General features: G+C 65.9%; 19 protein-coding genes and 2 pseudogenes. 17 read left to right on the top strand and 4 right to left on the bottom strand.

Features of this window, described 5'->3' with window-relative positions; genetic code table 11:
- Nucleotides 1–16: 16 nt before the first annotated feature.
- On the bottom strand, nucleotides 17–2308 hold the full coding sequence (locus H9L13_RS10410) for an ATP-dependent helicase (RefSeq protein ID WP_187537630.1): 2292 nt from the start codon (nucleotides 2306–2308) through the stop codon (nucleotides 17–19).
- 919 nt (nucleotides 2309–3227) lie between these two features.
- Here H9L13_RS10410 and H9L13_RS10405 point away from each other — a divergent pair.
- The 11 genes and pseudogenes from H9L13_RS10405 (at nucleotide 3228) to H9L13_RS10360 (ending at nucleotide 11475) form a co-directional block, all read left to right on the top strand.
- Nucleotides 3228–4388, top strand: a complete 1161-nt coding sequence (locus H9L13_RS10405; protein ID WP_187537629.1) for a glycosyltransferase — start codon at nucleotides 3228–3230, stop codon at nucleotides 4386–4388.
- A 6-nt stretch (nucleotides 4389–4394) separates the two neighbouring features.
- Nucleotides 4395–4784 carry a low affinity iron permease family protein gene (locus H9L13_RS10400; protein ID WP_187537628.1) on the top strand — a complete coding sequence of 130 codons (390 nt, stop codon included), beginning with the start codon at nucleotides 4395–4397 and terminating at the stop codon, nucleotides 4782–4784.
- 130 nt (nucleotides 4785–4914) lie between these two features.
- The gene (locus H9L13_RS10395; RefSeq protein ID WP_187537627.1) at nucleotides 4915–5442 is read left to right on the top strand and encodes a hypothetical protein; all 528 of its coding nucleotides are present in this window, start codon (nucleotides 4915–4917) and stop codon (nucleotides 5440–5442) included.
- A gap of 198 nt (nucleotides 5443–5640) precedes the next feature.
- Nucleotides 5641–5991, top strand: coding sequence for a hypothetical protein (locus tag H9L13_RS10390; RefSeq protein WP_187537626.1), 351 nt, complete (start codon nucleotides 5641–5643; stop codon nucleotides 5989–5991).
- A gap of 92 nt (nucleotides 5992–6083) precedes the next feature.
- Nucleotides 6084–6617, top strand: coding sequence for a helix-turn-helix transcriptional regulator (locus tag H9L13_RS10385; RefSeq protein ID WP_187537625.1), 534 nt, complete (start codon nucleotides 6084–6086; stop codon nucleotides 6615–6617).
- A 114-nt stretch (nucleotides 6618–6731) separates the two neighbouring features.
- Nucleotides 6732–7109, top strand: a pseudogene (locus H9L13_RS13080) (hypothetical protein); the annotation flags it as partial.
- Nucleotides 7110–7352: 243 nt separating this feature from the next.
- Complete coding sequence (locus H9L13_RS10380) at nucleotides 7353–8114, top strand: YadA-like family protein (RefSeq protein ID WP_187537624.1); 762 nt, start codon at nucleotides 7353–7355, stop codon at nucleotides 8112–8114.
- Between the two features lie 160 nt (nucleotides 8115–8274).
- Nucleotides 8275–8700 carry a DUF1801 domain-containing protein gene (locus tag H9L13_RS10375; RefSeq protein WP_187537623.1) on the top strand — a complete coding sequence of 142 codons (426 nt, stop codon included), beginning with the start codon at nucleotides 8275–8277 and terminating at the stop codon, nucleotides 8698–8700.
- A 77-nt stretch (nucleotides 8701–8777) separates the two neighbouring features.
- Nucleotides 8778–9290: a hemerythrin domain-containing protein gene (locus tag H9L13_RS10370; RefSeq protein ID WP_187537622.1), complete on the top strand. Its 513-nt coding sequence runs from the start codon at nucleotides 8778–8780 to the stop codon at nucleotides 9288–9290.
- 330 nt (nucleotides 9291–9620) lie between these two features.
- Entirely contained in the window at nucleotides 9621–10193 is a 573-nt protein-coding gene (locus H9L13_RS10365) for a hypothetical protein (protein ID WP_187537621.1), read from the top strand.
- Nucleotides 10156–11475, top strand: coding sequence for a terminase large subunit domain-containing protein (locus H9L13_RS10360; protein WP_235090923.1), 1320 nt, complete (start codon nucleotides 10156–10158; stop codon nucleotides 11473–11475). The genes H9L13_RS10365 and H9L13_RS10360 overlap by 38 nt, the downstream gene beginning before the upstream one ends.
- Here H9L13_RS10360 and H9L13_RS10355 read toward each other — a convergent pair.
- Complete coding sequence (locus H9L13_RS10355) at nucleotides 11472–11747, bottom strand: DUF1294 domain-containing protein (protein ID WP_187537619.1); 276 nt, start codon at nucleotides 11745–11747, stop codon at nucleotides 11472–11474. The genes H9L13_RS10360 and H9L13_RS10355 overlap by 4 nt on opposite strands.
- A 189-nt stretch (nucleotides 11748–11936) precedes the next feature.
- Here H9L13_RS10355 and H9L13_RS10350 point away from each other — a divergent pair, with 189 nt between their 5' ends.
- The 3 genes from H9L13_RS10350 (at nucleotide 11937) to H9L13_RS10340 (ending at nucleotide 13814) form a co-directional block, all read left to right on the top strand.
- Nucleotides 11937–13058: a phage portal protein gene (locus H9L13_RS10350; protein WP_187537618.1), complete on the top strand. Its 1122-nt coding sequence runs from the start codon at nucleotides 11937–11939 to the stop codon at nucleotides 13056–13058.
- Between the two features lie 26 nt (nucleotides 13059–13084).
- Nucleotides 13085–13363 (top strand): DUF6127 family protein, encoded by a 279-nt coding sequence (locus tag H9L13_RS10345; protein WP_223176508.1) that lies wholly within the window; start codon nucleotides 13085–13087, stop codon nucleotides 13361–13363.
- Between the two features lie 73 nt (nucleotides 13364–13436).
- Nucleotides 13437–13814, top strand: a complete 378-nt coding sequence (locus tag H9L13_RS10340) for an HK97 family phage prohead protease (protein WP_244954808.1) — start codon at nucleotides 13437–13439, stop codon at nucleotides 13812–13814.
- On the opposite strand, the gene H9L13_RS12815 is transcribed toward H9L13_RS10340, so the two are convergent.
- Nucleotides 13787–14026 carry a hypothetical protein gene (locus tag H9L13_RS12815; protein ID WP_244954807.1) on the bottom strand — a complete coding sequence of 80 codons (240 nt, stop codon included), beginning with the start codon at nucleotides 14024–14026 and terminating at the stop codon, nucleotides 13787–13789. The genes H9L13_RS10340 and H9L13_RS12815 overlap by 28 nt on opposite strands.
- A 125-nt stretch (nucleotides 14027–14151) precedes the next feature.
- Nucleotides 14152–14340: pseudogene (locus H9L13_RS13075) on the bottom strand (hypothetical protein); the annotation flags it as partial.
- A gap of 90 nt (nucleotides 14341–14430) precedes the next feature.
- Here H9L13_RS13075 and H9L13_RS12805 point away from each other — a divergent pair.
- The 3 genes from H9L13_RS12805 to H9L13_RS10330 all read left to right on the top strand — a co-directional run bounded on the left by H9L13_RS12805 (nucleotide 14431) and on the right by H9L13_RS10330 (nucleotide 15118).
- The gene (locus H9L13_RS12805; RefSeq protein WP_244954805.1) at nucleotides 14431–14619 is read left to right on the top strand and encodes a hypothetical protein; all 189 of its coding nucleotides are present in this window, start codon (nucleotides 14431–14433) and stop codon (nucleotides 14617–14619) included.
- Nucleotide 14620: 1 nt separating this feature from the next.
- Nucleotides 14621–14752, top strand: coding sequence for a hypothetical protein (locus tag H9L13_RS12925; protein WP_280528163.1), 132 nt, complete (start codon nucleotides 14621–14623; stop codon nucleotides 14750–14752).
- Nucleotides 14753–14842: 90 nt separating this feature from the next.
- The gene (locus H9L13_RS10330) at nucleotides 14843–15118 is read left to right on the top strand and encodes a hypothetical protein (protein WP_187537615.1); all 276 of its coding nucleotides are present in this window, start codon (nucleotides 14843–14845) and stop codon (nucleotides 15116–15118) included.
- Nucleotides 15119–15121: the final 3 nt, after the last annotated feature.

Genomic DNA, 15121 nt, shown 5'->3' with positions numbered 1-15121 from the left:
AAAGCGTTGCGTCGTTTCAGCCCGCGCTGACGAAGCTGTCCAACACTTTCTTGCGGCCGGCGTGCTCGAAGTCGATTTCGAGCTTGTTGCCTTCGATGACGGCGATGGTGCCGTAGCCGAACTTGCCGTGGAAAACGCGCTGGCCGAGCGCGAGGTCGTCGCGGCCCTTGTTGCCGAGGGAGACGGCCGAGGCGCGGGCTTCGATCACCCGCTGCGGTTCGCTGTTGAAGGTGCCGCCGCGGCTGGCGCGCTGCCAGCCGGGACCGCGGGTGCTGGCGCGGTTGGATTGGGCGGCGGCGAGGTGGGCGAAGGGGTCGGTGCGTTCGCTCCATTGCGCGCGCCACAGGCTTTCGCCGCCGGTCATCGTTGTTCCCTCGTCGATATTTTCCTTGGGCAGTTCGCCGAGGAAGCGCGAGGGGATCGAGCTGGTCCACTGGCCGTAGATGCGGCGGTTGGCGGCGTGGAAGATCGTCGCTTTTCGACGCGCGCGGGTGATCGCGACATAGGCGAGGCGGCGCTCCTCCTCGAGGCTGGCGAGACCGCCCTCGTCCATCGCCCGCTGCGAAGGAAACACGCCTTCTTCCCAGCCGGGGAGGAAAACAGTGTCGAACTCGAGGCCCTTGGCGGCGTGGATGGTCATGATCGTCACGCGCTCGCCCTGCCGCGCCTCGTCATTGTCCATGACCAGTGACACGTGCTCGAGGAAGGCGCCGAGATTCTCATATTCCTCCATCGCGCGCGTGAGCTCGGCAAGGTTTTCGAGCCGGCCGGCGCTTTCCGCCGAGCGGTCGGCCTGGAGCATCGTTGTGTAACCCGATTCTTCGAGGACGATGCGCGCCAATTCGGGATGCGGGAGTGAGCCGGCCTTGTCGCGCCAGCTCATGACGTCGCCGACGAAGCGCCCCAGCGACCGCCGCGCCTGAGGCGTCATTTCGTCGCTGTCGAGCATCTGGGCGGCGGCCATCAGAAGGGGCAGCTGGGTAGCGCGGGCGTGGCGGTGGATCGCGGCGACCGCCTTGTCGCCGAGCCCGCGTTTGGGCTGGTTGACGATGCGTTCGAAGGCGAGATCGTCGGCGGGCTGCGCGATCAGCCGGAGGTAGGCGATCGCATCGCGGATCTCGGCGCGCTCGTAGAAGCGGAAGCCCCCGATGATCTGATAGCTCAGCCCGATGGCGATGAAGCGCTCTTCGAATTCGCGCGTCTGGAATTGCGCGCGGACAAGGATCGCGATGTCGTCGAGCGAACCGCCGCGCGCCTGGAAGCTTTCGATCTCCTCGCCGACCCGCCGCGCTTCCTCCGGGCCGTCCCACACGCCGATGACGCGTACTTTCTCTCCGTCGCCGCGGTCGGTCCACAGGGTCTTGCCAAGGCGACCGCTGTTATGCGCGATGAGGCCGTCGGCGGCGGCGAGGATGTGGCTGGTCGAGCGGTAATTTTGTTCGAGGCGAATGACCGCGGCGCCCGGAAAGTCGCGTTCGAAGCGGAGGATGTTGGCGACTTCGGCGCCGCGCCACGAATAGATCGACTGATCGTCGTCGCCGACGCAGCACAGGTTGCGGCGCGGCTCGGCAAGCAGCTTGAGCCATTCATACTGGCCCTGGTTTGTATCCTGATATTCGTCGACCAGGATGTAGCGGAAGCGGTCGCGGTACCGTTCGAGAATATCGTCGTGCTTGCGGAAGATGCGCAGCATGTGGAGCAAAAGATCGCCGAAGTCGCAGGCATTGAGCGTGCGCAGCCGCGCCTGATATTGCTCGTATAACTCCGCCCCGCGTCCGGCGGCAAAGGCTTCCGCCTCGCCGGCGTCCACTTGTTCTGGCGTCCAGCCGCGGTTCTTCCAGCGGTCGATGAGACCCGCGAGCTGGCGCGCGGGCCAGCGCTTTTCGTCGAGATTGGCAGCGGCGATCAATTGTTTGAGCACGCGCAGTTGATCGTCAGTGTCGAGGATGGTGAAGTTCGATTGCAGGCCGACAAGCTCGGCATGGGTGCGCAGCATGCGCGCGGCAACCGAGTGGAAGGTGCCCAGCCACGGCATCCCCTCGATTGCGCCTCCCGAGATGGCCGACACGCGCGCCTTCATCTCGCGCGCGGCCTTGTTGGTGAAGGTGACGGCGAGGATCTGGCTCGGCCAGGCGCGGCGCGTGGCAATGAGGTGCGCGAGGCGCGCGGTCAGCGCGGCGGTCTTGCCCGTGCCCGCGCCGGCTAGCACGAGCACCGGGCCGTCGGTGGTCAGCACGGCTTCGCGCTGTGGCGGATTAAGGCCCTGGAGATAGGCGGGTTCGGGAGAGAGGGCAGAGGATTCAGGCACTTGGCGGAGGTAGGGGGCGCGGGCGATTCGAGCAATAAAGGGCGCTTCGAAAAAGGTTCCCGTTGTTGTTACCGATATCCCCGTTTTCCACAGGCTTCTCCCTAAAGATTCCGCTTCCCCGACTAGGGGGCGAGGTGCATTGTCGCTGGGTGATCGGGACAGCGGTTCCCGGCCTCCCCGGAAAGTCGGCAACGGCCAGACGGGTGCGGCAGGGACCAAAGTTCCGATCTCCGCCGGCAGGCAATGTCGAAGCTTTTTCGGAAGCGGAGACGGGGCCAGCCGGGAAGAGGCGCCGGAAGAGTTGGTCTTCCTCAAGCGCGACGCGGCATTCAGCGGTCTTCGGATCGCCGGAAGCAAAGCGGGACGCACGAGTGACCGACCCAAGAAGGGCCGCGGAACATCGGACGGCTTGGCCTCACGGCCGGCCCGCCACTCGAAAGACCAGCGAACCCTCGGGCCGCGCAGTCAGGTAGAGAGGCCGGGCTTCTCCCCCGGAGAGAGCAGTCCAGTGGGATGCGACGCCTGAGCTGGTGAGCCAGGATCGAGGACGGGACGGCATTGGCCTTCGGGCCGGCGTTGTCCAAGTCGCGAACACCGGCAGATCCTTCGCTCGGCGCAGTGGGGGCTGGCAGCAATGCCGGCCCCCATTTCTGTTTGCGGTCCGCGCGGACGCTCTTGATGAGCAGAGCTGCGCGCTGTTTCGCTTGCGGGCGCGATTCGAGACGGCCCGCGACGAGTGGGACGCGCGATCACGGGCAAATATCAGAAGCCGATCGTCTGGCGGCTGGGTGGTGCGTCCGACAGCCCGCTTCCGCGCCAGGCGTGGTGAAGCCCAAGTGATGGCTTGCGAATAGCGGCAGCGCGATTTGGTTTTGGGGCGGGGCTGACAACGTTCGCCACGGGCTGTTAGGCGCACGGAATGTCGACCGATCCATTCCCCGCGGCCCAGAAAATCGCCGTCGTGGTGCATTCGCTCAACGCGGGCGGGGCGCAGCGGCGGTTGGTGACGTTGGCCAACGCCTTTGCGGCGGCGGGGCGGGAGGTGCATTTCGTCGCGCTGCGCGCAGGCGGGGATGTCGACCGTTTGCTCGACCCCGCAGTGAAGCTCAGCGTCCTCGACCCCAGCACCAAGCCCGTGTGGAAGCCGTGGATGTTCGAAGGATGGGCGGCCCTCCGGGAGTGGCTTTCCCTGCATCCGGTCGATGTGCTGCTGGCCGGGATCACGACGGTCCACGGACCGGCATTGCGGGCGGCGCGGCAAGTGCAGACGAAGCCGATCGTGGCGTTGCGCGCGAGCCGGCATCCGCGCCGCGACTTTCCCTGGTCGCGGCCGTTCAAGCGATTGTTCGAGCCGGTCGAACGCGCGACCCGGCGGCGCTTGTACGACCGCGCCGACCTGGTGATCGCGGTGTCGGGCGAGACTGCCGCGGCCCTGCGCGCCGACATGCGGCGCCCCGAACGCTGCGTGGTGCTGCCCAACCCGGCGATCACCCCGCAGTTCACCGCGTGCCTTGCGCGAACGCCGGGCCACCCGTGGATCGGAGGCGGGGTGCCGCTGGTCCTCGGCGTCGGGCGGCTGGCGTGGCAGAAACGGTTCGACGTTCTGATCGAGGCGATCGCGATTGTCCGGCGGACGCGCGAGGTGCGGGCGATCATCCTTGGCGAGGGTCGCTTTCGCGGCGACCTGGAAAAGCAGGTTGCGCGGCTCAAGCTTGCCGATGCGGTGCAGCTGCCGGGCAATGTGCCGGACGTCGGAGCATGGATGGCGGCGGCCGACCTGCTGGTTTCGACGTCGGCATTCGAAGGATCGCCGGCGGTGCTGATCGAAGCGCTGGCCGCCGGGCTGCCGGTGGTCGCGACGCGCTGCCCGGGCGGATCGGTCGAATTGCTCGAGAATGGCGACGGCGGAATGCTCGTGCCGATGGACGATCCGGCAGCGACCGCCGCGGCGATCCTGGCCACGCTCGACCGGCCGCGCGACCGCGCCATGCTGCAACGCATCGCCGAACCGTATAGCGTAGATGCGAGCGCGGCAGCATATCTCGACGCCCTGGACCGGGCCGTCGTGCACAGGGGGTAAAGCAACATGTTCGACAAGATCGCCAAAGCCGTCGCGGCGTGGACGGGACGCACCAGTGCCTTTGCCATTGCGCTGACGATCATCATCGTCTGGGCGGTTACGGGGCCGATCTTCAAATGGTCGGACACGTGGCAGCTGGTGATCAACACCGGGACCACGATCGTCACCTTCCTGATGGTGTTCCTGATCCAGAATGCGCAGAACCGTGACGCCTCGGCGATCCAGGCCAAGCTCGACGAATTGATCCGCGCAGTGGGCCGTGCACGCAAGGAATTCATCGGCATCGAGCATTTGTCCGAGGACCAATTGCTGCGCGTGATCGAGGAGATCGAGCGCACCGCGGGCGACGAGAAAACCCGGCACGAAGCGGTCGAGCGGATGATCGCACGGCGCTAGGCCGCACGGCAGAATCGACGAACCGATATTTTGCGGCCGGGACCAAAAGCACGTTCGCGCGTTAGGCGAATCAGGTGGCGGCGGCCCGAAAGGCCGTTGGAGTAGGCGGGCACGATTAGGAGTGTGAGACGTGCTCAAGCTCGCCGCTTTGGCCTTTGCCGCCTCGACGACATTGGCAACCCCGCAGATTTCCGAAACGCCGCTCAACGCCACCGGCCCGTGGTGGGAAAAGATCACCGTCACCATGACCGGCGACGGCCAGCCGCAGTCCTGCCGTTACGAATCGAGCATCAGCGGCGCTGACGTCTGCGCCGTCGAAGGCGCGGACGCCAAGGCGGCCGGCAAGTCCGACAACAGCGAGCAGTTCACCAAGATCACGTTCGAGCGCCGCTTCGCGCCGGGCGCCGAGCTTCCCGATGTGAAAAAGCTGCACCCGGGTGACACGCTTCTCGGCGGATCAATCATGGCTCTGGCGATCGATGCCGCGGGCAGCGTCAAGGGCTGCAAGATCGTCGCGACGCATGGCGGCGTGAAGCCCGATTACGGCTGCGACGAGGCCAAGGCGGAGAAATTCGCGGCCAGCACCAATGCTCCGGCCGAGCCCAAGCAAGCGCACATGATGGTGCTGGTGTACGGCCATTCGGAGCAGGTGGTCTAAAGCGTCACCCGCGCGCGTGCGTCGTGCGCGGCGCGCGGCACCTAGCTGAAGAAACGCTGCTGTGCATGGCGAGGCGAATCGATGCGCGGGCGCTTACGCACCGTGCGGCATCGAGTGCTCCCCCTTAACCTTCGTATAGTGGATCGATGACCAATAGATGTTAGATTAATCGGTTAGTGGATTTGGCGGGGAGGGCGTATGGAAGGGCAGCCATCGATCATCCGTTTCTCGCTCGATCGCGTGCCCGAGCGGGAACGCCGCGAAACGCTAACCGAGGTCTTCGGGCGGGGCGTCGTTAACATGGAATTCACGCCGCTCGACGACAATCCGATCTTCGAGTTCGAGATCCGGCTTTTGCCGGGGTTGGCGATTACCTGGGGGCGCGGCTCGCCGCATCTCGGCATCACGGGCCACGACCGCAGCCTCGAGAATGACGACCTGATGCTGGCCTGTGGGCCAGGCACCCTGCGAATGGACGCCTGGTGCACCGGGATGAGGAGATCAGGGGCGACGGAACCGGCGCGTTCGCGACCTGCTCCGAACCGATGATCGGCGAGACTCACTCACTATTTCCCTTTGCCAACGTGCGGTTGTCGCGCCGGCTGCTTGCCCCGCTCCTGCAAGCTCCCGAGGACCGGTTGATGCGTCCGGTCCCGGCCGCGTCCGAAGCAATGCAGCTGCTCAACAGCTATCTCGAAATCCTACGCATCAACGGTGAGCCGCAATGCCCGGAAGTCGCTCATGCGATTTCGCTGCACGTCGCCGACCTTGTCGCGCTCGCCGTCGGGACGACGCGCGATGCGGCCGAGGTCGCCGCAGGACGCGGGCTGCGCGCGGCGCGCGCGGCGGCGGTCAAGTCGTGGCTGCTCAAGCGGCTTTCCGACCCGGCGCTGTCCCTGCATAAGGCTGCGGCCGCAAAGCGGATCAGCCCGCGTTACGTTCAGTTGCTGTTTGAGCAGGAAGGGACGAGCTTCTCGAGGTGGGTTCGGACCGAGCGCCTGCGGCTTGCACGCCGGCGGCTGGTCGATCCGCTGCATGCCCACCGGTCGATTGCCAGCATCGCGTTCGATTGCGGCTTCTCCGACCTGTCCTGGTTCAACCATGCGTTCCGCGCCGCCTATGGCATGACGCCGAGCGACGTCCGGCACGGCGAGGCGCTCGAAACGCGGCATTGATTCGCATCAGGACAAGGTGCTGCGCATCACGCCAAGAGGCGCGCGGCTTATCCACATAGGAATCTTCCCCGATCGGCCTCGCCGACGCGAGGCGTTCAACAGGGAGAAGAAGCCATGCTCTCGAACATCACCAGTCCAAAGCGCGCACTGCTCGTCGCCGCTTCCGTAACGGCATTCGGCCTGGCCTCTCCGGCGCAAGCGCAAGTCACCTGCGACCTCAACGGCACGAACGCCGGGCCCAATGCCGCCAGCGCCGACGCCGGCGCTAGCGCCCTCGGGACCGAGTCGTTGGCCTGCGGCGCGAGTGCGTCGGCAAATTCGGACAACAGCACGGCAGTAGGGAATGACAGCATCGCCGGCGCGGAGAACACGGCGGCATTCGGTTATGGGGCTGCCGCCGTTAATGCCCCCGGATCATTCTTCAGCTCGCATTACTTCGATCTCCTAGGAGGAAGCGGATCCGTTGCCGTAGGAACCCAGGCGACTGCCGTCGGGTCGAATTCGCTCGCCCTGGGATTCAAGGCGCTAGTCGGATTTGTTGTCGATCCGCTGACAGGGGAAATCAGGAGTGTAACCAACGGAACCGCAATTGGTGCCTTTGCGAGGGTAACCAGTTCGACTGGCACCGCGCTCGGAAATCAGGCGCTAGCGTCAGAATTTGGGACCACTGCGCTTGGGGCATTTTCTGCAGCCATAGGAAACGTATCAACCGCCCTCGGTCTGAGAGCCTTGTCATTGGGGACTAATTCGCTCGCCTTCGGAACCGACGCGGTCGCAAGCGGGATCAACAGCATCGCAATTGGAAGCGACGGTAACGTTGACACCCTCGGCGCTCGCGCTCGCGCCGGCGGAGCAATTGCGATCGGCGTCGACAGCGATGCGTCCGCGGCCAACAGTGTCGCGCTTGGCGCTGGCTCAATCGCCAATCAGGTCAATACGGTTTCGGTCGGGTCCGCCGGTAATGAACGGCGCATCGTCAATGTTGCGGCGGGGACGGCGGCGACCGACGCAGTCAACGTCAGTCAGCTAACTGCGGCGACCAGCGGCATCACGACCAACGTCACCGCGCTGCAAACGACCGTGACCACGCAGGGCACGCAGATCACCAACCTGCAAACCGGGCTGGCGACGACCAACACGACCGTCGCCGCGCAGGGCTCGCAAATCAGCGCGTTGCAGGCGGCGGACGTGGCGTTCGATTCGCGGGTGACGGGGCTCGAGGTGCTGGCGCTCGATTTCGCGCGCGAGCTCGACGATGTCGACGACCGCGCGGCGGCGGGGACCGCGGCGGCGGTGGCGCTGTCGGGCGGCATGTTCCTGCCGGGCAAGAGCTTCAACCTGACCGGCAATGTCGGCGCCTATCGCGGCGCGGTCGCCGCGGCGATCCAGGCCGGAGCGCTGGTCAGCGACAATGTCGCGGTCAATGCGGGCGTCGCGCACGGTTTCAACAAGGGTGGCAAGACCGCGCTTCGCGCCGGGGTGACGTTTGGGTTCTGACCCGAGGAAATAGCGGCCGGCGGACGGCTTCTCCCTGGCCGCGGCCCGCTGCCGGCCGCGCCGGCGGCGGGCCATGCCGAATGCGCAAGCGGCTATTGACATCGGGGGGTGCTCGCTGTGTCGATGACGCCAAGTTCAAAGGCATGGCGGGGAGCGTCGCATGGCCGAGACGAAGACCAAGGCAACCGACGTCAGTGTCGATGCCTTTCTAGATGGTGTCGCAAACCCCGTTCGCCGTGCCGACGGCCACGCGCTGCGCGCGATGATGGAGCGCGTCACTGGTGAACCGGCGGTGATGTGGGGGCCGTCGATCGTGGGCTTCGGCAGCTATCATTATCGCTACGACAGCGGGCATGAAGGCGACGCCTGCCGCATCGGCTATTCGCCGCGATCGGCCAATCTTGTGCTCTATGTCGGCGGGTTCGACGATTATGCGGCGCTGCTCGGCAAACTGGGCAAGCACAAGACGTCCAAGGCGTGCCTGTACATCAACAAGCTGGCCGATGTGGATTTGGGCGTGCTCGAGGAGATCGTGCGCCGAACCTATGCGGCGACCGAGGGCGCGGACCGCTGCACGGTCTGTTGACCGACTAACGTCGGTTAAGCCGGCGGAACTCGCAATTCGGTGCGATGTTGAGCGGTCGACCGAGAAGGAGTTTTCCCATGGCCGACACCGACAAGCTCGACGCCGTTGCATTGCTGAAGAAGGACCATCGCACCGTCGAGGACCTGTTCGAACAATTTGAAAAGGCGAGCGGCGACGGACGCAAGGAGCGTCTGGCGCAGAAGATCTGCCTTGAGCTTTCGGTCCATGCGACGATCGAGGAGGAGATTTTCTATCCGGCGTGCGAAGGCAAGGTCGAAGAGGATCTGCTCAAGGAAAGCTTTGTCGAGCATGACGGCGCCAAGGTGCTGATCGCGGAAATCCTGGGCGGCGGGCCGGATGACGAATTCTACGACAGCAAGGTCAAGGTGCTGAGCGAAGAGATCGAGCACCACGTGCAGGAGGAAGAGAAGCGGATGGAAGGCCTGTTTGCGCAAGCGCGCAAGGCCGGGCTCGACATGGAGGCGCTGGGCGAACAGCTCGCGGCGCGCAAGGCCGAGCTGACGCAGCAGTTCGAGGCGAACGGGATTCCCAAGCCCGAGCTGAAGACGATGGCCCAGACCACGGTCTAGGGCTCGCGAACTTTATAACCAAATAGGCAAAATAACTGTTGACATCGTGACGATGTTTGGTTAGACGACAGGAACAGTCGAAAAGTGTGAGTCGCTGATGGGCGGCGCCGGCACGGAATAAATCCGCGCCGTCGGTCCTGTCGCGTCTTCGCGCGCAGGCCGTCCGGCTTTCGCGCTCTCTTCGACACAAGCGTTCGGTCGCTGCGCAACCGCTCGCTTATGCTCGGGCGCTCAAGACTGAACAGTGAAGGACTGTGATTCGGACCCCGCGGGGTTCGAGGGCCGGCGTTCCCAAGGGAGCGACCCGGCCCTTTTCGTTTGGAGGCATGGGTGGGGCAAAGACGGAAGGCGCTGACTCTGGTCGCGGCGGCGGCGCCGCAATTGAAGAGATGCGCGCCGCGCGACTGGTCGAAAGAGAAGGCCGAGGCCTTTCTCGAAACGCTTGCGGCAACCTGCAACGTCAGCGAAGCGTGCCGCACCAGCGGCGTGCCGGTGACGGTCGCCTATCGGCGGCGCAAGATGGATGCGGCGTTTCGCGCCGCCTGGCTGGAAGCGATCGCGATCGGTTACCAGCGGCTCGAAGCGCTGCTGCTCGACCGGGCCTTCAATGGGACCGAAAAGGTCATCACGCGCAAGGATGGCAGCGAGGAACGGGTGCGCGAGTACCCCAACCAGATGGCGCTGACCTTGCTCAAGATGCACCGCGAAACCGCGGTCGAGAGCGATGCCGAACTGCCGCCCGACGACCTGGACGAGATCCGCGCCCGGCTGGTCAACAAATTGCAGCGATTGAAAAAGCGACATGACGAGCAAGAAGCGGCCAGAGTCGAATTACGGGGTGACTCGCCACGAGATGGCGATGCTGATGAATGCCCCACCGGAGATCCAGCGACGCGCCATTGAGCAGATGTCGGTCGGCGACGCGCTCGCCTTCGATGCCGACTTCGAGCAATGGGCGCACGAAAACCAGCTGCCGCCGAACGGCGAGGGCTGGCGGACGTGGCTGATGATGGCCGGGCGCGGGTTCGGCAAGACGCGCGCCGGGGCGGAATGGATCTTCCGCCTGGCCAGCGGGAAGCCGAACCTGAAGATCGCCTGCATCGGCGCCAATCTGGCGGATGCGCGGACGATCATGGTGGAAGGGGTCAGTGGACTGCTCAGCATTGCCCGGCGCAAGCGGCGCCGGCTGAACTGGGAGCCGAGCCTGCACCGGCTGACCTGGCCCAACGGGAGCGAGGTAAAGCTGTTTTCAGGCGAGCATGCCGACGGCCTGCGCGGGCCCGAGCATGATTTCGCCTGGGCCGACGAAATGGCCAAGTGGCGAGAGATCGAAGATGCGTGGATGAATCTGCAATTCGGAATGCGGCGGGGCACGCGACCGCGCGTGCTGATCACCACCACGCCGCGCACCTTGACGCTGCTGGGGCGGATCATGGGGGAGCCATGGACGGTGACCACGCGCGGGCGGACGAGCGACAACATCAACCTCGACGAGCGGACGGTGGACATGCTTCGTGCAACCTATGGCGGGACGCGCATTGGGCGGCAGGAATTGGACGGTGAGCTGCTCGCGGATTTCGAGGGGGCGCTGTGGACGCGCGAGTTGTTGAGTGCGTCCTTCGATACGCCGCTTCGGCTTCGCTCAGCGGCCACTCAGGATGAGCGGGCAGCATGTTTCGACCGGATCGTCGTGGGCGTCGATCCGCCGGCGAGCGTGGGGGCTGGCGCCGATGCTTGCGGGGTCGTCGTCGCCGGGTCGATCGGCCAAGCGCTCTATGTGCTCGAAGATGCAAGCGTCCAGGGATTGAGTCCCGAAGGCTGGGCGAGCCGCGTGGCGTCGGCGGCGGCGCGATGGGGCGCGGGGCTGGTGGTGGCCGAGGCCAATAATGGCGGGGTGATGGTCGAAAGCGTGCTCAAGGCCGCGGACTTCGGGCTGAAGGTGCGGCTGGTGCACGCGAGCCGCGGGAAGTGTGCGCGGGCCGAGCCGGTCGCGCTCAAGTTCGAGGCGGGCAAGGCGTTTTTGGCGGGCGATTTTCCGGAGCTGGAGGCCGAGCTGTCCGGGATGATCGCGGGCGGCGGTTACGAAGGGCCGGGGCGGTCGCCCGATCGCGCGGATGCGATGGTATGGGCGCTGACGGCGCTTGGGGAGACACGCAGCGGGGTGCCGCGGGTGGTGCGGATTTAGATCACGAACCATCCCATGAGGGCGCCGATTTGAAGCGCGATGATGACGAAGAGGAGCGTGGAAAACGGCTGCTTGCGGGTCTTGTGGCGGAAGCGATGGCGCGCGAGCAGTGCGGCCGGTGATCCGCCCAAGGCTGCTAGCATGAGCAGATTGCTTTCCGGGATGCGGTGGAGACCCTTCTGGGCGAGGCGCTTGTCTTGGCAGAAGCTGACGTACGTCCAGACATTGACGAACAGCAGCGCGGGCAAGGCGTAGGTCCACGGGATGGTCATGCCAGGCGCTTAGCAAACGTTTCTGGGCAAGAGTTTAATGACGCGGGGCCGTCACGGGAGTGAATCCCGTGACGTCGGTCCTGTCGCGGTTTGCCGCGCAGGCCGGCCGGCTTTCGCCGTCTCATCGACATAAGCAGCAAATCGCTGCGCAATTTGCCGCTTATGCGTGGCGGCTCAAGGAGAGCGAACATGGGGTGGTGGTTCGGGCGCAAGAGCGCGCCGGCGGACGTGAGGCCGATTGTGCCCGCGTGGCTGCAGAGTGATGCAGATGAGGTGGGGTTCGCTCGCTCCTATTCGGCGCAGGTCGAGGAAGTGTACCGACGCAATCCCGTCGGCCAGCGCGCGGTGCGGCTGGTGGCGGGGATGCTCGGTGCGTTACCGGTTTATGCAGCGGAGGGTGACGCGCGGGCGGCGAGCCAGGTGCAGCGTGACGGGCTGCTCGAGACGATCGCGGCGAACCTGTTGTTGCACGGCAATGCCTATGTGCAGCTGATCGCCGACGACCGCGATGCGCCGGCGGAATTGTGCCTGCTGCGGCCCGAGCGGGTGAGCGTGATCAGCGACGATCGCGGCTGGCCGGTCGGCTATCTTTACCGCGCGGGCGGGCAGGCGGTGCGGATCAACCGCGCCGACGGGCTCGACCGGCGGAGCATCGCGCATATCAAGGCGCTCAACCCGCGCGACGACCATTATGGGCTGGGCTGCCTGGACGCGGCGATCGGCGCGGCGAGCGTGCACAACCGCGCGGCGAAATGGAACAAGTCGCTGCTCGACAATGCCGCGCGGCCGAGCGGGGCGATGAGCTACGAGCCGGCCGACGGCAGCGTGTTGACGGGCGAGCAATTCGCGCGGCTGCGCGAGGAACTGGCGGTGGAATTTGCCGGCGCGGGCAATGCCGGGCGGCCGCTACTGCTCGACGGCGGGCTCAAGTGGCTGCCGCTGAGCCTGACGCCCGCGGACATGGATTTCGTTGCGCTGAAGGAAGGCGCGGCGCGCGATATCGCGCTGGCGTTCGGCGTGCCGCCGGTGCTGGTCGGGCTGCCGGGCGACGCGACCTATGCCAATGCACGCGAGGCGGGGCGGGCGCTCTATCGCCAGACGGTGCTGCCGATGGCGGCGCGGGTGCTGAACGCGCTGGGCGAGATGCTGGGCGACTGGCTGGGGCCGGTGCGGCTGGCGGTGGATACCGACCAGCTGAGCGAGCTGGCCGAGGACCGCGCGAAATTGTGGGAGCAGGTGGGAGCGGCGACGTTCCTCAGCGATGCGGAGAAGCGCGAGATGCTCGGGTTTGAAGCGGAGGTGCGATCGTGAGCGCGGAGGCCCTTCTCGCGAGCTTGATGGCGCAGGCCGAGGGGCGCGGGGTGGACATGATCACCTTGCGCGCGCTGGCCGAGGAATCGTCCGAGGCGGGGGCGCGGCGGGCGTTGGCGCAGCTCGGCCTCGACGATTCGCGGGCGCGGCGCGACATGGATGAATTGCGCGAACTGCTGTCGGCCTGGCGCGATGCGAAGAAAAGCGCGCGGCAGGCGATCGTCGGCTGGATCGTGCGGGTGGCGCTGGCCCTGTTGCTGATCGGGATCGCGGTGCGGCTGCGGCTGACGGATTTGTTCTCGTGAGCGGGCGACAGGCTCTCCCCCGGCCCCCTCCCGCAGGCGGGAGGGGGAGGTAAGGTTCGCGGGCTATGCGGCGGTGTTTGGACGGCCGGACAAAGGCGGGGATGTGATCCGCGCCGGGGCGTTTGCCGAGGCATTGCGGCGCGCGGGCGAGGTGCCTTTGGTGTGGCAGCACAAAGCGGGCGCGGTGGTTGGGCGGATCGAGCATTTGAGCGAGGACAAGCGCGGGCTGCGGGTGATTGCGGCGGTCGAGGATGCGCGCGCTGCGCGGTTGGTCGGCGGCGGCAAGATCAATGGTTTGAGCTTCGGTTATCGCGTGCGTGAAGCGTCGGCGGCGGGCGGCAAGCGCGAGCTGATCGCGCTCGACCTGGTCGAGGTCAGCCTGGTTGCCAATCCGATGCAGCCGCGAGCGCGGGTGCATGCGGTTCAGGCGGGCTTGCGCAGCCAGACGTGATGGTTGCGCGGATTGAGGCGGCGGTAGAAGGGCCGCGCGAGTTCCTTGGCGACTTGCTTCGGAAGGCGCGGGTCGAGCGCGCGGCGGCGGGCGAGGGTGAGGTAGGAACGGAGGATCGGCGGGCGGGTGAAGCTGAGGCCGGTCTTGCCGGCGAGCGCGCGCAAACCGGCGACGGTGAAGCAATTGACGTGCTCCAGCGGTTGCAGGGGCATGATCTCTTCGTAGCTGACGTCGCCTTCGCCGGGCTTGAGCCGGTCGAGCAGGCGATCGAGGCCGTGGGGGAGGGGAGCGAGATTTTGAGGATTCCGCCGGGCGCGAGGACGCCGGCGAGCATGTGCGCCGCTCCGAGCGGATCGGTGAGATGTTCGAACACCTGTTCGGTGTTGATGAAATGATAGGTGAGCTTCGGATCGAACGGCTTGATGCCATGCGTGGCCGCGTAAGCGACACGATCGGCGGAGAGTTCGTGGCCGTAGGAGTCGCAGCCAAGGCTTTTGGCGACGCGGGCCCAGCCGGCCCAGCCCATGCCGAAGTCGAGCGTGCGCATGGCCTGGAGGTCGCGGCCCAGGACGGCGGCGGCGGTCATCAGTTCGTGGCCGTCGCGGGATAGTGCAGGGTGGGTGACGTCGAAGGCGTAATGCGGATCGCGCATGGGATCGCCGATTTCGAAGACCCAGTGCGTGTAGAGCTGCTCGAGCAGCGCGTCGTTGCCGACCTCGGCCTGGAAAAAGGTGCCACAGGCGGTGCACTGGCGTGCGTCATAGGTGCCGTCGAGGCGTGCGGGATCGATCTTGTAGAAGGATGAGATGAAACCGGCGATCGGCGGCTGGTCGAAGCGGGCGGCGAAGCGCCGGCGCGATTCCGGCGAGCCGCAGGCCGGACATGAGGAGCGGGTTTCGAAGGCGAAGGTGCCGGTGGCGGACATGCCGCCGGTCTAGACAGTCTTTCCGGTCAGGGAAGCCGAAGGTCGCGATTTCGCGGCCTTTTTTATTGGGTTGTGCACGCTGGCCCGAGCGGACACGTTGCGCATGATCGAGCTTCCCTCCTGGAGCGAAGGTCAGCAGGCAATCGTGCGTACGCAAACGCCGAGCGGTATTCAGATCTCTGCTTCGGCAATCGTTCGAAGCATGCCGCCCACCGTGCTCCGTGGGACCAACGTTACGATCGATGGTCGGCAGGTGGTCGGAAAGCGGCAGCCGGCAATCGTTTCTCCGGACGGCGGAGACACTGTAGATTTGGAGGCTCGCGCAGCTCTGAAAACCGCCCTGGACGCGATGCGCTCACATGGCTTGATTGAATCGTAATAA

This window comes from Sphingomonas lutea (assembly GCF_014396785.1).
Lineage (GTDB): Bacteria > Pseudomonadota > Alphaproteobacteria > Sphingomonadales > Sphingomonadaceae > Sphingomicrobium > Sphingomicrobium luteum.
This window is presented reverse-complemented; position numbering and strand designations above follow the sequence as displayed.

What these genes read in the sequence shown, in the direction of transcription:
- H9L13_RS10355 (WP_187537619.1), bottom strand. Translation starts at nt 11,747, where the DNA reads ATGACCATCCCGTGGACCTACGCCTTGCCCGCGCTGCTGTTCGTCAAT.
- H9L13_RS10375 (WP_187537623.1), top strand. Translation starts at nt 8,275, where the DNA reads ATGGCCGAGACGAAGACCAAGGCAACCGACGTCAGTGTCGATGCCTTT.
- H9L13_RS12925 (WP_280528163.1), top strand. Translation starts at nt 14,621, where the DNA reads ATGAAACCGGCGATCGGCGGCTGGTCGAAGCGGGCGGCGAAGCGCCGG.
- H9L13_RS10330 (WP_187537615.1), top strand. Translation starts at nt 14,843, where the DNA reads ATGATCGAGCTTCCCTCCTGGAGCGAAGGTCAGCAGGCAATCGTGCGT.
- H9L13_RS10405 (WP_187537629.1), top strand. Translation starts at nt 3,228, where the DNA reads ATGTCGACCGATCCATTCCCCGCGGCCCAGAAAATCGCCGTCGTGGTG.
- H9L13_RS10385 (WP_187537625.1), top strand. Translation starts at nt 6,084, where the DNA reads ATGCGTCCGGTCCCGGCCGCGTCCGAAGCAATGCAGCTGCTCAACAGC.
- H9L13_RS10345 (WP_223176508.1), top strand. Translation starts at nt 13,085, where the DNA reads ATGGCGCAGGCCGAGGGGCGCGGGGTGGACATGATCACCTTGCGCGCG.
- H9L13_RS10390 (WP_187537626.1), top strand. Translation starts at nt 5,641, where the DNA reads ATGGAAGGGCAGCCATCGATCATCCGTTTCTCGCTCGATCGCGTGCCC.
- H9L13_RS10350 (WP_187537618.1), top strand. Translation starts at nt 11,937, where the DNA reads ATGGGGTGGTGGTTCGGGCGCAAGAGCGCGCCGGCGGACGTGAGGCCG.
- H9L13_RS10400 (WP_187537628.1), top strand. Translation starts at nt 4,395, where the DNA reads ATGTTCGACAAGATCGCCAAAGCCGTCGCGGCGTGGACGGGACGCACC.
- H9L13_RS10370 (WP_187537622.1), top strand. Translation starts at nt 8,778, where the DNA reads ATGGCCGACACCGACAAGCTCGACGCCGTTGCATTGCTGAAGAAGGAC.
- H9L13_RS10360 (WP_235090923.1), top strand. Translation starts at nt 10,156, where the DNA reads ATGAATGCCCCACCGGAGATCCAGCGACGCGCCATTGAGCAGATGTCG.
- H9L13_RS12815 (WP_244954807.1), bottom strand. Translation starts at nt 14,026, where the DNA reads ATGCCCCTGCAACCGCTGGAGCACGTCAATTGCTTCACCGTCGCCGGT.